Below are 13867 nucleotides of genomic sequence, written 5' to 3'. Positions count from 1 at the left end.
AACGAATCAGTCCCGATGGACGCGATCGGCGATCTCAGTAGAACTCGCGAACGAGGTCCATCGCGTCGTCGGGTGCGCCGTCGGGGATCTCGGACATGTTCTCAGTGACGCCGTGTTTCTCGTGGTACGGGACGGAGTTTTCGTCCTGGTACATGACGCCCTGGTACTCTTTGTCGCTGTCGAGGATGACTTCCTTGGCGGCCTCGTAGTCGGTCGGGTCGTGGCCTTCGTCCTGCAGGTCAACGAGGTTGTCGCGGAAGTAGTCGTAGGTGTCGACGTCGTTGAACGTGACACATGGGCTGAAGACGTTGACGAAGCCGAAGCCGTCGTGTTCGATGGCCTTCTGGACGATCTCGGCGTGGCGCATCGCATCGGAGCTAAAGGACTGCGCGATGAAGGATGCACCGGAGGCAAGCGCCAGTGCAAGCGGGTTGACCGGCGATTGTTTGGTGCCTTCGGGGGTCGTCGAGGTCTCGAAGTCGGATCGCGAGGTCGGCGAGGCCTGACCCTTTGTCAGCCCGTAGATGCGGTTGTCCATGACACAGTAGGTCATGTCGACGTTCCGGCGAACGGCGTGGACGAAGTGACCGGCACCGATCGAGTAACCGTCACCGTCACCGCCGGCGACCATCACTTCGACGTCGGGACGGGCCATCTTGACGCCGGTGCCGACTGGGAGCGCACGGCCGTGAACCCCGTGGAGGGCGTAGCTGTGCATGTAGGTCCCGATCTTGCCGGAACAGCCGATCCCGGCCACCACGAAGGTGTTGTCGGGGTCGTTGCCGGTGTTCGCGAGGGCTTTCATCATGCCGTTCATCGTCCCGAAGTCGCCGCATCCGGGACACCAGGTCGGCTGCTTGTCGGATTTGAAGTCGGTGAATCGTACGTCGGAGCTCATTGTGCTGGCACCTCTTCGGAGAGTTTCGCGGTGATGTCGTCTGCGAGTTCGTCCGCCTTGAAGCGGACGCCGGTGTACTTGTTGATGCGTTTCACGCGGGTAAGCACGTCGTGTTCGATCAGGTCGGCGAACTGCCCGTTGGCGTTACACTCGACGACGATCGTCTCGTCGGCGGCCTCGATCTCCTCTGTGAGGTCCGGCCGCGGGAAGATGTAGGGCACCGAGATGACGCGGACGTCGATGCCGTCGTCCTCGAGATACTCGAGTGCTTCGGCGAGTGCGCCCTCGTTGGAGCCCCAGGAGATGACGAGGTTGTCGGCGTCTTCGTCGCCGAACTCGCGGTAGTCCCAGTCCTCTCGCTCGCGGGCCGTCTCGACTTTGCGGTTGCGCTTGTCGACCTGGTGGACGCGCTCGTCCTCGTCTTCGGTCCGGCGACCGAGTTCGTCGTGCTCGAGACCCGTGCTCATGTGGGCACCGTCGGTCATGCCGGGGATGGCACGCGGGCTGACGCCGTCGTCGGTGACGGCGTGGGCGCGGAAGTGGCCCTGTGCGTCGAGCCACTCGTCGACCTCGTCCTCGTCGACGAGTTTGCCGCGGTCGATCTCGACCTCGCTCATGTCGAAGGCTTCCGGCGGGAACGTCTGTTCGGTGACGGACATCGCCAAGTCGGAGACCAGGAACACGGGCGTCTGGTACTTTTCGGCGAGGTTGAACGCCTCGACGGTCTTCCAGAAACACTCGTCGATCGACGTCGGGGCGACGACGAAGCGCGGGACTTCGCCGTGGCCACCGTACAGGGCCATGTTGAGGTCGCCCTGTTCCTGTTTCGTCGGCATCCCCGTCGAGGGGCCCGAGCGCTGAACGTCGGCGATAACGAGCGGCGTCTCGCTGGTCGCGACCAGTCCGAACGTCTCGGTCATGAGGTCGATCCCCGCACCGGACGTCGCGGTCATCGATCGGGCACCGGCGCGTGCGCCACCGAGTGCCATGTTGATCGCTGAGAGTTCGTCTTCGGCCTGCACGACGTGGCCGCCGTATTCCTCGATCCGACCCGTCAGATACTCCATGATGGAGGTTGCGGGCGTGATCGGATAGCCGGCGTAGAACCGGCAGCCGGCGGCGAGTGCGCCCATGCCGACTGCCTCGTTCCCGTTCAGCAGGACGTAGTCGTTGTCCGTCGTCTCGAGGTCGTAGCCGAGGTGAGAGAGGTCGTAGTTCTCCTGGACGTACTCCTGGCCCGCCCGAGCGGCTTCCTTGTTGTTCTCGACGATCTTCGAGCCCTTGCCGCCGAAGCGCTTCTCGAGTGCTTCGTCTAAGTACTCGACGTCGAAGCCGGTAATCTCACACGCAGCACCGAGCGCGACGATGTTGCGCATGATCGCGCCGCCGGCTTCCTCGGCCAGCGACTTCAGCGGGACGTCGACTGCCGTCATCTCCTCGGGAATCTCGGCCTCCCACGAGCGCTCGCCGTCGTAGATGATGGCGCTGCCTTCGTGGAGTTCATCGAGATTCTCGTCGATGGTGCGCTGTGTCAGCGCGACGAGGATGTCGAGACGGTCGACGACGCTCTGCACCTGGTCGACCGACGTGCGAATCTTGTAGGCGGTGTAGCCGCCCCGAATTCGCGATGCGAAGTCTTTCGACGTGAATACGTGCCGTCCAGCTCGGGCAAGTGCCTGAGCGAAGATTTTCCCGGTGGAGTCGATACCGTCTCCGGCTTCGCCACCGACCGCCCAGTTGAGATCCTCAGCCATGTTGTCCTGAGCCTTACCCCCCATAAATGAAAAGGCTTCTGAAACCCCAGCAGAACCACCGCAATAGCGCTCGAACCGTTTGGTATCCAATAGCACTAAATTAATTGTTTCATACTATTGCCGAAACAGCTAGTAAGAGAAAGAAATGGCCAACGAACCGGGTAAGATTTTGTTCCATAGCGTGTATTCAAATATACCGGGGCGATGATAGATATCGGACGACGCTGTGGTCGAAACGGAACGTCTTTTCAATCGGCCACTGAACCGGTTCATATGGAGGGGACGCCAGTCACCGTCGCATCGGTCAGCGAAGTCGGTCCCGGAACCGTCGCACTCGAGCTCGAAACACCCGCAGACTTCGACGCCCAGCCGGGACAGTTCGTCTTGCTCCGGGCCGAGCCCGACGACGAGGTAATTTCCCGTCACTACACGCTCTCGTCGTCGTCCGTCGGGGAGACGTTCGAACTCACTGTTGGCATCGATCCCGACGGCGATCTCTCGCCGTGGCTTGCCGACCTCGAGGGTGGCGAAACCGTTGCTATCGACGGGCCGTTCGGTCGGAGCACCTACGACGGAGAGGTCGACGTAGTCGCCGTCGCCGGAGGACCGGGCATCGGCGCGGCGGTCGCGATCGCCGAAGCGGCTCACGAGGCGGGCCACGACGCCGTCGTGATCTATCAGGACGACGCCCCCGCCCACGAAGCCCGGCTCGAGGCACTCGAAGATGCGGGCGCGACGGTCGCCGTCCTCGACGAGGACGCAGACGAGGACCTGGCAGACGCTGTCGCAACCCACCGCGAGGACGGCCAACTGTACGCATTCGGCTTCGATGACTTCGTGACGTTTGTCGCCGATGCGGTCGACGACGCTGGTGGCGACCCCGACGAGGCACTGATCGAGAACTTCGGCTGACGGTCTCAGTCCGGTGTTCGGCTCGAGGACCGGTCCGCAGGATCGTCCGAGTACGAGCAGCGATTTTCCTGTTTTCTATACCGTCATCGAGCGACGAGAATCGCGCTCAAAACCGATCAACGACTGTGACAAAGATGTTTAGTCCCCATCGTGGTGGCGTCGACTATGCGACGGCGGCATCTCATCGTCGGAACGGTCGGGACGCTCGGCGGGCTGGCCGGCTGTGTGGACTCGGCGCTCGAGCGCGGCGGGGCGGAACGAAACGGCACTGGTGACGGCTCCGGCTCGGACGAGCCGATCACCGTCGGTGATCCCGACGCCGTTCCGTTTCCGTCGGCACAGCCGCCACATGAGCTCGAGTTACGGACCGAACGCGACACGGAGCGCACGGCCGCCGTCGAGATCAGGGCCGACGGGACCGAGACGCTCCTCGAGCGCGACGTCGCGGTACCCGCGGGCGAGACGATCACGTTTCTCCTCGTCGAGCCGCGCTCGTACACCGTTTCGATAACGACGAGCGCTTCCGACGATAGCAGCGAGTCGCGCACGGCCATCAGTATCGACCGACAGCCCTTCGACTGTACGCGGTCGCGGACGACCGTCACGCTACGTGAGACCGGAACCGAAACGGAATCAACCTCGCGCTCGACGTCGTGTCCCGAACCGCGAATTGCGGAGACGTCACTCGAGATCGGAGCCCAAGACTGTACGGACAGGACGGATGGGAATGCGACCGTCGCGTTCGCGGACGAGGCCGTCGTCGTGACCGGACGGATTACGACACCGACGCCGTGTTACGAGCCGTCGCTCGCCGACACGGTGTACGAGGACGGGCGCGACGTGCTCACGGTCGTCGTCGACAGCGGCGAGCAAACGGACGACGCCTGTGCCAGCTGTCTCGGCGTCGTCGAGTACGAGGCCGCGATCGACCTCGAGGGTCGATATCCCGACCGTGTCGAGGTGCGCCACGAGACGCGCGGTGAGAGCCGACAGGTGGCGACAGCCACGTATTCGGCGTCCGAGTCGCAAAACGAAACGGACGATCGATGACCGTCAGACGAACTCCTGTCAGTTAGTGTCGGTGGGACCACGACCGCCCTGCGGGCCCACCGGTCACTCGTGAGAGGGGATCGTATCAGTGCTCGACGAACTCCACCAGAATCCCGCCGGTGTCTTTCGGATGGAGGAACGCAACCGAGTGGCCCCATGCGCCCGGGCGTGGCTCCTCGTCGATGAGCGTCACGTCGTGGTCGCGTGCAGTCTCGAGGGCGGCCTCGATGTCGTCGGTTGCAAGCGCGAGGTGGTGGATCCCTGCACCGCCGTCCTCGAGATAGCGCGCGATCGTGCCGTCGTCCTCGAGTGGCTCGAGCAACTCGAAGTAGCCGTTGCCACAGTCGAGAAAGACGACGCGCATGCCGTCGAACTCCTCTTCGTGGACGACCTCGAGCCCGAAGAGATCGCCGTACAGTTCAGCGAGTGCCTGTGCGTCGTCGGTCGCGATACCGGCGTGGTCGAAGTGCATCAGGCTGAGTTCCTCGCGGCGACCGCGTTATTGTTGTGATTTATCCTCGAAGAACCGATGGCGAGCGGAGCCGAACACATTTTGTTGGATTCGCGCGCGTCTGCGAAAGCGAGAGAAACAGCGTGTAAATCGATCAGCGATTACTGCCGCGGGACACGGTTTCTGCCGGTGTCATTGATAATCTGGATCAATTCCATCGACCAGCCAGTCGACAGCCTGCTGGTGCCAGCCGTCGGTCATCTCGGCGTTGATGTACCGCTCCCAGTCGTAGATGCCCGATTCCTGGGCAAGCCGGCGAAACTGCAGCGTCAGAATCGCCGAATCGAGAATGACGCTCGAGCGAACCATGCCCGCGTCCTGATAGTGTTGCTGTCCCTCCCGCATGAGTTGCTGTTCGTCGTCGCTGAGCAGGTTCAGGTCCCGCATATCGACGAGGACGCCGAACTCGTCGGGCGAACTCCGGAGCGTCGCTCGCGAGTCGTCGATCCACTCGTGGAGCGCTTCCTCGTCCATCTTCCCGGCAAAAGTGATCTGAAACCCGAACTCCGTCCGTTCAATTGTATACATTAGTGAACTATGCTGGCGTGACGAAATATCACGATATTACCGTTGCGGTATCCGCTACGACATATTCGGTGGCTTATGAACTGGTGGTTCACAAGAGCGTATTCGTGGGTGACGATCGACCAGTGGCACGCTACCACGGGATGCTCACAAGCCAGCTCACGTCAGCGCGACTGGCGCGAGCGTGTACTCAGCGGAGAATGGAAGCCGCCAGCCGGGGTCTGTGACGAGTCGGGTCGTGGGTCTCGAGGGCGACCGTTAGACCGCGCTGCCGGGCTGATACTCGCCGAACTCGTCGCGCAGGACGTTACAGATCTCGCCGACCGTCGCGTAGGTCTTGACCGCGTCGATGATGTAGGGCATCAGGTTCTGTTCGCTCTGGGCGGCGTCCCGCAGGGCCTCGAGTGCCGCATCGACTTCCTCGTCGTCGCGATCTGCGCGCGTCCCCTCGAGACTGTCGATCTGGCGTTGCTGGTCTTCTTCGGTGACCTCTTCGACGTCCATCTCGGGCTCCTCGTCTTCGATTTCGAACTCGTTGACGCCGACGATGATCCGGTCTTTCTCCTCGATCTCGCGCTGGCGGTCGAAGGCGGTATCCTGGATCTGGCGCTGGACCCACTGTTGCTCGACGGCGTCGAGCATACCGCCGCGCTCTTCGACCTCGTCCAGAATCTCGTAGGCCTCTTCCTCGACCTCGTCGGTCAGGGACTCGACGTAGTAGCTGCCGGCAAGCGGGTCGATGGTGTCGGCCGCGCCGGACTCGTGACCGAGGATCTGCTGAGTGCGCAGCGCCGTGCGGACGGACTCTTCGGTCGGCAGCGCGAGTGCCTCGTCCTTGCCGTTGGTGTGGAGACTCTGGGTACCGCCGAGGACGGCCGCGAGCGCCTGATAGGCGACGCGGACGACGTTGTTCTCGATCTGCTGGGCGGTCAGCATCGAGCCGGCGGTCTGGGTGTGGAACTTGAGCTGTTTGGACTTGGGATCGTCCGGGTCGAAGCGCTCGTCGATGATGTCGTGCCACATCCGACGGGCCGCGCGGAACTTCGCGACCTCCTCGAAGATGTTGTTGTGGCCGTTGAAGAAAAAGGAAAGCTGGGGTGCGAAGTCGTCGACGTCAAGGCCGGCCTCGATCGCCGTCTCGACGTACTCGATGCCGTTCCCGAGCGTGAAGGCGAGTTCCTGGGCGGCCGTCGAGCCGGCCTCGCGGATATGATAGCCCGAGATCGAGATCGTGTTGAACTTCGGCGTCTCCTCGGCACAGAACTCGAAGATGTCCGTGATGATCCGCATCGACGATTCCGGCGGGTAGATGTAGGTGTTGCGTGCGATGTATTCTTTCAGAATGTCGTTCTGGATCGTCCCTCGGAGTTCCTCGCGGTCGACACCCTGCTGGTCACCGACGGCGATGTACATCGCCAGCAGGACCGACGCCGGCGCGTTTATGGTCATCGAGGTCGAGACCTCGTCGAGCGGAATGCCGTCGAAGACGGTCTCCATGTCCTCGAGCGAGTCGATCGCGACGCCGGCCTTGCCGACTTCGCCGGCGGCCATGTCGGCGTCGGAGTCGTAGCCCATCTGGGTCGGCAGGTCGAAGGCCATCGAAAGCCCGGTCTGGCCTTCATCGAGCAGATAGTGATAGCGCTCGTTGGTGTCTTCGGGCGTCGAGAAGCCGGCGTACTGGCGCATCGTCCAGAGCCGACCGCGGTAGCCCGTCGAGTAGACACCGCGCGTGTACGGCGGCTCGCCGGGATTGCCGAGGTCCTCCTCGTAGTCGAGGTCATCGACGTCCGCAGGGGTGTAAAGCCGGTCGACCTCCTGCCCACCGGTATCGGTCGTAAACGTTTCTTTGCGTTCGCCGAAACGGTCGAGGACGGGTTCTACTTCCTCTTCGTGCCACTCCTCCTTGCTGGCACGGATCTCCTCGAGTTCGTCGGGATCGAACATTATCGGAAGCGTGGACGGCACGGGGCTTGAACTTTGATGAACACGCTCAGGGCACCCATCGTGTCACCGAATAGATCAGTATGGATCTAGACGTTGTCGTCCGGTTCGTGTCGGGCGGCCATCCGCGAGGCTTCCTCGGCATAGCGAGCCTGTGTGTCCGGGTCGTCGACGGTTCCGAGCGATTCGGGCGAGACGAGTAATCCGGCTTTGGTCTCGCGTTTCGGGCCCGTAAAACTGGTTAGCGCTCGCTCCCGGCGATGGTACTGCCGACCGTCTTCGGTCGCGTACACGAGGATAACGATGTTGAGTTCGTCGTCACCGTACGTTCGCTCGACGAGCCAGACGCGAACGTCGTCTTCCTCGTTGCCGTCGGCGTGTTCGGTCCCGGTCGTCCCCTCGGCTCCGTTCGCAGTCATAACTGTTGAGTCTACTTCCGCATCCGCATATGTGTTGTGGCGTCGACGACCCAACAGGACCGTCGCCGCTGTGGGCGGCCCCGATCGTTACCGGCTCGTATCGTACTTGTACGTCGCCGAGTCGGGATCGATCCCGAAGTCCTCCGGTAACTCCTCGTCGCTAACGTCCTCGCGCCCGTCCGGCGCGCGCTTGAACGCCTCGCGGTGCCGCTCGAGCATCCGGAACTCGTCGACGTCGATCGACAGCGGTACCGCGTCCGGATCGGTGCCCTCGCGTTTGGCCTCGAGTCGCTCCTGTAACACAGTCGGCAGGGCTGACTCCGAAACCCGCTGGAAGCCGAACTGGGCGAGATAGGCACCTTCGCCGGTCAGGGCGTAGACGGTGTCGAACCCCTCGTCACCGGCGTACTCCACGAGCCGTTCGATGACGTGAGCCCCGACGCCCTGCCCGCGCCAGCTTTCGAGGACGCCGATGCTGGTCAACTCACAGACGTCGTCCGAGTCGTCGGGCTTGTGGACGCGGATGCGACCGAAGCCGGCCTTTTCGCCGGATTCCTCGTCGATAGCAACGACGTAGTCGCGAGAGCGAAACGCCGTCTCGTCGAGTCCCATCGCCTCGATATGATCGAGCAACCAGACCTCCTCTCTGTTTTTCGCGTCCCGAACGTACATGATTCGACGTAGGCGACGTGCAGCCAAAAGGGTTTGTGGGTTGCCATACCCTCGACGGTCAGTCCGAGACCAACCAAGCAGTTCGTACGGATATCTCACGATGAGGGTGTGGTGCAAAGAGTTTTGTTCTCATATGACAACATATGCCACACCATGGTCGAATGCGCTGCCTGTGGTGACGACGTCTCCCGGCTCTTTACCGAGCGAATTCGGACTGAAACCATGACACACCGCCGAACGAAGGATGTCTGCGCGAGGTGCCATCCCGCAGTTCCGGACTCGGCCCGATCCGATCGCTCGTCCGAACCACTCGTCACAGATGGTGGAAGCGACTGATCTGTTCTGGAGTGCCGGCCCCGTTCCAGTCTCGTATACGTGCGTCGGGTAGTGATTGAGGGCAGCCACAATGCTCGCGCTCGCCGGACGGACGCTCCCGCCTCGAGCCGTTCCCAAGACGACGCTCTCTTCAGGATTTCCGAACCGTGTCTCGAGGCCGACCGGCGGCGGTTCGTGCAGACGCGAGCAATCGCTCGATCCGATCGTCCGTCGAGGGGTGTGTCGAGAGCAGTTGGGTCAGTGCATCCTCGTCGGTCTCGGTGTGAACGTACAGCGTCGAGAGCAGCCCCGGTGGCGGCGTTGCAGCGCGCTCGATCGTCCGCAGCGCGCGAGCGAGCGCGACGGGCTTGCCGGTGACCGCAGCCGCCCGTTCGTCAGCGGCGTACTCGCGGCGACGCGAGTGCGCCCGGACGGCAAGCGTTACGAGCAGCAAGCCAGCCATCACACCGCCGTCGATACGTCGCAGGAGTCGCCCGAACGCCGTCTGCGACCACGACTGGGGTGTCCCGCGCAGCCACGCCATCGATCGCGCGGCCCCCGCGATCGGCAATACAACCGGCAGCAATAGCAGAAAGATGACGCCAGAAAACGTCCGGAAGACGCTGTAAGCGAGCGTCTGGATAACGCATCGTATCCCTCGAGATGGGCGAGTTCGTGGGCCACCAGCGCCTCGAGCCCGTCGAGCGACAGCAGTCGAAAGAGCGAGCGGTCAAGGACGATCACGCCGTTGCGACCACCACCCAGCGCGAAGGCGTTCGGTGTTGGCAACCGCGCAATCAGAATCGTCGGCGAGTCGATATCCATACGCGCCTCGAGCCCATCGAGTCGTCGGTAGAACGCAGGTGCGTGTGATCGCGGCAGTTCGACCGCCTCGAGACGCGAGAGCAGCTGTCTGGTGCCGAACCGGTAGCTCAGATAGCCGCCGACGAGCCCGCCGCCGACGAGCATCACCACGGTCGTCCCGAGATCCGGCGCGGACGCACGAAGCGCCGACAGCGCCCAGTAGCTGACGGCAGCAAGCGAGAGATACCACACCAGCAGCAGGAATCCGACCAGGGCCATCAGGAGACGGGTTCCCGTCCCCGCTCGACGAGCGCACATCGTTCTCGCGTCGATCAAGGAACGGCTACCTGAAACGACTGTCGGCGGGGCCACCCGCTCGAGACGGACGGCTAGCCGTTCGACAGCGCCTCCTCGAGTCGCGTCTCGATATCGTCCAGATCCTCGCGCAGGGATCGACCCTCGGCATCGTCGAGGTCGTCGATCCGGTCGGCGAGTCCCTGCAGCCGCGAATACTTCTCGTCCTCGTCGACGCCCGTTTTCTGGACGTAGACGTCCTCGTCGATGTCGTAGACCGCTGCTTCGTCGAGGTCGGTCACCGCGAGGACGACGTCCAGTTTGTCCCGATCGATGCCGGTGACCCACTCACGAGGGATGCCGTGCTCGTCGAGCGCGGCGAACACGGTCTCTGCGTCTTTCGGTCGACGACGTTCCCGCGTCGTCCGCCTGACGGTCCCGTATCGCCCGTGAAGCCGCTGATCTGGCCCGAGTCGCTCGAGCAGCGGTTCGCGCGCCGATCGACGCAATCGATCGGACCCGTGCTGGATGTCGGACGCGAGGACGTACAGATCCGTCAGCGAGTCGGTATCGAGCGCCGCGGGATCGTCGGCGTCGAGACGCTCGAGCAGCGCCACCAGAAGCAACGCGTCGTCGTGAACGCGTTCGCGCGGGGCTCGTGCGTCCGCCGCCGAAACGAGAAACGGGCTGTCCCCGCCGACTGCGTCGGGGTCGGAGCTGATCGTTCCGTCGTCGACCGCGTACTCGTCGCTGAGAGTTACGACGCTTGCATACGGTTCGACTCCCGGCTGCAGCCGCTCGATAGCGATCGCCTCCTCCTCTTCGAGTCGCTCGAGAAAGACGACGAACTGCTCGCGCCAGAGCGACTGGCGCTCGCCGCTGTCCCCGAACCGGACGACGATCCGATCTGCTGCGGTTCGTTCGATGCCGAACGGTCGCTCGGAGACCGGTGTGAGCAGTTCCGCACCCGGCTCGAGGGAGTCACACTGTTTCCGCAGGCTCGTCCAGGTGTCGTCGGGGTCCATACGTCGTGTACGACACGGAGGCGCAAAAAGCGCGGCCACGAATTGCATCGGCCCGACACTCGTCGTTTTGGAGTGGACGTGCCACGCTCGAGACAGCGATCCGGAATCCGGAGACCGTGAATCGAGAAACAGGCCACCTATCGGAGCGCAGCCGGAAGCTGCGACAGCGACGAGAGCCGGTAGGTCGGGGTCACGTCTCGGTCGGGTTCGTCGGCTTCGGTCCGTGAGATAAGCGCCGAATCGATGCCGGCGTTGTCGGCTGCTCGAATGTCGACCGCCCGATCGCCGACGTACAGTGCGGTCTCGGACTCGAGGTCAGCGATCGCGGCTTCGATGTTCGTCGGATCGGGTTTGCGCCGAGCCAGTCCGTCGGGGGTCAGCGGACAGCCATAGACGGTTTCGAACAGCGATCGGAGCCCGAACCGATTGAGCAGCGTTGAGACGACGGTCGGATGGTTGTCGCTGACGATTCCGAGCGGTATCTCGAGCGACCGCATCGCAGCGACGTCGTCGTAGGCCGAGCGGAGTCCGCGTTCGACCTCTTCGCGCTGGGTCCGGACCATCTCTCGGGCAGCCTGTGCACAGAACGAGTCCGCTTTGATTCCGAGGCTGCGACATCGTGTGGCGATCGACTCGAAGTCGCCGCACATGAGTTCCTGAAACGTCTCGGAGGCCGGCCCAGAGCGACCGAATTTTTCGTAGGTTCGGCCGAGTGCGTCGTAGAGTCGCTGGGACGAGGGGTTCTCGACCACGACCCCGTCGAAATCGAACAGGACCGCGTCGTATTGCATTGCTACCGGGTCGTACCGACTCCGTGGCTATAACCCTGTCTGATGTGTCCGACTCGTGAGACAACCATCTTCAGCATCCGGAAGATCCGACACTCTGAGCGCCCTCTTTTGGCTCGAGTGCCGGGAAGCCGTGGAGCACGAGCCAGCCTCAGAGAACAGCGACTTGATTCGCTCGGTCCCGTCGCTCCGGCGCAGTTGCCGCGCCGATCACGACGTACGGCGCCCGATTCGGGCGCCCTATAGCGTGACCGACTCGAGAGCGATGCGGTTCGGTTCCGGCACCGACGCAGTCTCGCTCGCAACAGCGTACGTCCCCCGTTCGGTCGGCTCCTCGTCCCCAGCGGGCAAGACGATCACGCTCCTGGCCAGCAACGGCGCGATCACGCCGGCCGTGACGGTCCGTGGGTCCGATAGCGGCGCGCGGATGACCACGCGGTCGTCCGCCTCGGGGCCGACGTCGTCGACGACCACGCGGGCGGCGTCCAGCACCTCCTCGTGGGTCACCGTTTGCTCGCCGTCAGTCAGAATTGCGGTGTCGGGATCGATCGACAGCGGCGGGAACGACGGGTTCTCGGTCCAGACGCCGGCATCGAAGTGGTGGACGTCCGGCGCGTCGGGCTTGTCGCCGTAGCCGACTCGCTGTGCGCCCCGTGGGAGGTCGTAGTCGTCGAGTTCGTCGACGGGCGCGACGAGCGCCCGGAACTCTTCATCGTCGGCGAGGTCAGTCGGTGGCTCGAAGCGGGTCCGGCTCTCGAGCAGCGTCGTCCCCAGAAAGGCAAGCAGAGCCAGCGGGCCGTCGCCGACGACGCCGACGGTGACGCCCTCGCGGACGCCCGCGTGGCGCAGGAAGTTGCCGGACTTCCAGGCGGTGGTACACAGCCAGTGATAGTCGTACTCCCGGCCCGTCACGTCGACGAGCCCGGTTCGATCGTCGCGGAGTTCCCGGGTAAGTAGGTCGTCGACCGTCGCGGCGTTCATACTCGAACGTGAGAAGCGCGGCGAAAAAAGCGCGCCGACTCGGTTTTCCGGCACTGCCATCAAACGCCATCATACGGCGGGATCGAGACTCGTTATCCTAAGCTGATATCGAGATACAGCATCACGATCACGCCAGCCATCACCCCGAGCGTGGCGATTCGCTCGTATCCGCGGGTGTGTGTTTCGGGAATGATCTCGTCGGAGATCACGAACAGCATCGCCCCCGCAGCGAAGCCCATCGCGTAGGGAAGTAATGGCTCGACGACGCTGACTGCCAGCGCACCGAGCACCGCTAGCGGAATCTCGACGATCCCGGACCGGATCCCGGCTAATACCGCGTAGAAGCGCCGATCAAGTCCGGCATTGATCGCCGCCACCGAAACGGCGAGCCCCTCGGGAATGTTTTGAATGCCGATCGCGAGCATGAGCGCGATTCCGTTCTCGACGTTACCGGAGCCGAAGGCGACGCCCACGGCCAGCCCCTCGGGCATGTTGTGAAGCGTAATCGCCAGGATAAACAGGACGACAGGAACCAGTCGTTCGTTGTCCAGCGGCAGCGACGTACTCGGATTGGCTTCGTCAGCCCGCGTGCGACCAGTCAGGAGAAAGTGTGCGTGCGGCACGAGTCCGTCGGCCCGGTCGAGAAAGAGCGCGCCGAGTGCGACGCCCACGAGCGTCGGGATCGGATTCCCGTCGGCATATTGCTCGATCCCGGGGAGGATGAGACTCGTAAACGCCGCAGCGAGCATGACGCCGGCCGCGAACCCGAGCGCGCCGTCGAGCGCCCGCTTCGAGGGGTCACGCCAGACGAGCACTAACAATGCGCCGAACAGATTCAGCGTCGCGATGACGATTCCGCCGACGAGCCCCTGTACAACCGGGTCGCTGCCGGCCACCTGCACGAACAGATCGACGAGCGACGTCATGTCGTCCCTCGAGTCACAGCACCGTCCCGTCGCTCACTGACGCCCATTCGTT

13 protein-coding genes and 1 pseudogene are annotated in these 13867 nt (G+C 63.4%); 2 read left to right on the top strand and 12 right to left on the bottom strand.

The genetic code is table 11. The features are described 5' to 3' along the window. Positions 1-34: 34 nt before the first annotated feature. The gene (locus tag ACERI1_RS10595) at positions 35-898 is read right to left on the bottom strand and encodes a 2-oxoacid:ferredoxin oxidoreductase subunit beta (RefSeq protein ID WP_373618115.1); all 864 of its coding nucleotides are present in this window, start codon (positions 896-898) and stop codon (positions 35-37) included. After that, on the bottom strand, positions 895-2652 hold the full coding sequence (locus ACERI1_RS10590; protein ID WP_373618114.1) for a 2-oxoacid:acceptor oxidoreductase subunit alpha: 1758 nt from the start codon (positions 2650-2652) through the stop codon (positions 895-897). Before ACERI1_RS10590 ends, ACERI1_RS10595 begins: the two co-directional genes overlap by 4 nt. A 273-nt stretch (positions 2653-2925) precedes the next feature. Here ACERI1_RS10590 and ACERI1_RS10585 point away from each other — a divergent pair, with 273 nt between their 5' ends. Then, a complete protein-coding gene (locus tag ACERI1_RS10585) occupies positions 2926-3564 on the top strand; it encodes a ferredoxin--NADP reductase (protein ID WP_373618112.1) in 639 nt (212 codons plus the stop codon). 165 nt (positions 3565-3729) lie between these two features. Beyond that, positions 3730-4614 carry a hypothetical protein gene (locus tag ACERI1_RS10580; protein WP_373618111.1) on the top strand — a complete coding sequence of 295 codons (885 nt, stop codon included), beginning with the start codon at positions 3730-3732 and terminating at the stop codon, positions 4612-4614. Positions 4615-4699: 85 nt separating this feature from the next. Here the strand turns inward: ACERI1_RS10580 and mce are convergent, their stop codons facing one another. The 10 genes and pseudogenes from mce to ACERI1_RS10530 form a co-directional block, all read right to left on the bottom strand. Continuing rightward, on the bottom strand, positions 4700-5086 hold the full coding sequence (mce, locus tag ACERI1_RS10575; RefSeq protein WP_373618109.1) for a methylmalonyl-CoA epimerase: 387 nt from the start codon (positions 5084-5086) through the stop codon (positions 4700-4702). A 171-nt stretch (positions 5087-5257) separates the two neighbouring features. Beyond that, positions 5258-5653: a hypothetical protein gene (locus ACERI1_RS10570; RefSeq protein ID WP_373618108.1), complete on the bottom strand. Its 396-nt coding sequence runs from the start codon at positions 5651-5653 to the stop codon at positions 5258-5260. 255 nt (positions 5654-5908) lie between these two features. Then, the gene (locus ACERI1_RS10565; RefSeq protein WP_373618107.1) at positions 5909-7594 is read right to left on the bottom strand and encodes a methylmalonyl-CoA mutase; all 1686 of its coding nucleotides are present in this window, start codon (positions 7592-7594) and stop codon (positions 5909-5911) included. 86 nt (positions 7595-7680) lie between these two features. Next, on the bottom strand, positions 7681-8010 hold the full coding sequence (locus ACERI1_RS10560; RefSeq protein ID WP_373618106.1) for a hypothetical protein: 330 nt from the start codon (positions 8008-8010) through the stop codon (positions 7681-7683). Between the two features lie 87 nt (positions 8011-8097). After that, positions 8098-8682, bottom strand: a complete 585-nt coding sequence (locus tag ACERI1_RS10555) for a GNAT family N-acetyltransferase (RefSeq protein WP_373618105.1) — start codon at positions 8680-8682, stop codon at positions 8098-8100. A 466-nt stretch (positions 8683-9148) separates the two neighbouring features. After that, a pseudogene (locus ACERI1_RS10550) lies at positions 9149-10080 on the bottom strand (M48 family metallopeptidase). A 110-nt stretch (positions 10081-10190) separates the two neighbouring features. Next, complete coding sequence (locus ACERI1_RS10545) at positions 10191-11120, bottom strand: hypothetical protein (protein ID WP_373618104.1); 930 nt, start codon at positions 11118-11120, stop codon at positions 10191-10193. 137 nt (positions 11121-11257) lie between these two features. Next, complete coding sequence (locus ACERI1_RS10540; protein ID WP_373618103.1) at positions 11258-11911, bottom strand: HAD family hydrolase; 654 nt, start codon at positions 11909-11911, stop codon at positions 11258-11260. A gap of 237 nt (positions 11912-12148) precedes the next feature. Beyond that, a complete protein-coding gene (locus ACERI1_RS10535; protein ID WP_373618102.1) occupies positions 12149-12889 on the bottom strand; it encodes a hypothetical protein in 741 nt (246 codons plus the stop codon). A gap of 92 nt (positions 12890-12981) precedes the next feature. Next, entirely contained in the window at positions 12982-13815 is an 834-nt protein-coding gene (locus tag ACERI1_RS10530) for a ZIP family metal transporter (RefSeq protein ID WP_373618101.1), read from the bottom strand. Positions 13816-13867: the final 52 nt, after the last annotated feature.

The organism is Natrinema sp. HArc-T2 (assembly GCF_041821085.1).
Taxonomy (GTDB): domain Archaea; phylum Halobacteriota; class Halobacteria; order Halobacteriales; family Natrialbaceae; genus Natrinema.
The sequence above is the reverse complement of the archived record's forward strand: the minus strand, read 5'-3'. Positions and strand labels throughout refer to the sequence as shown.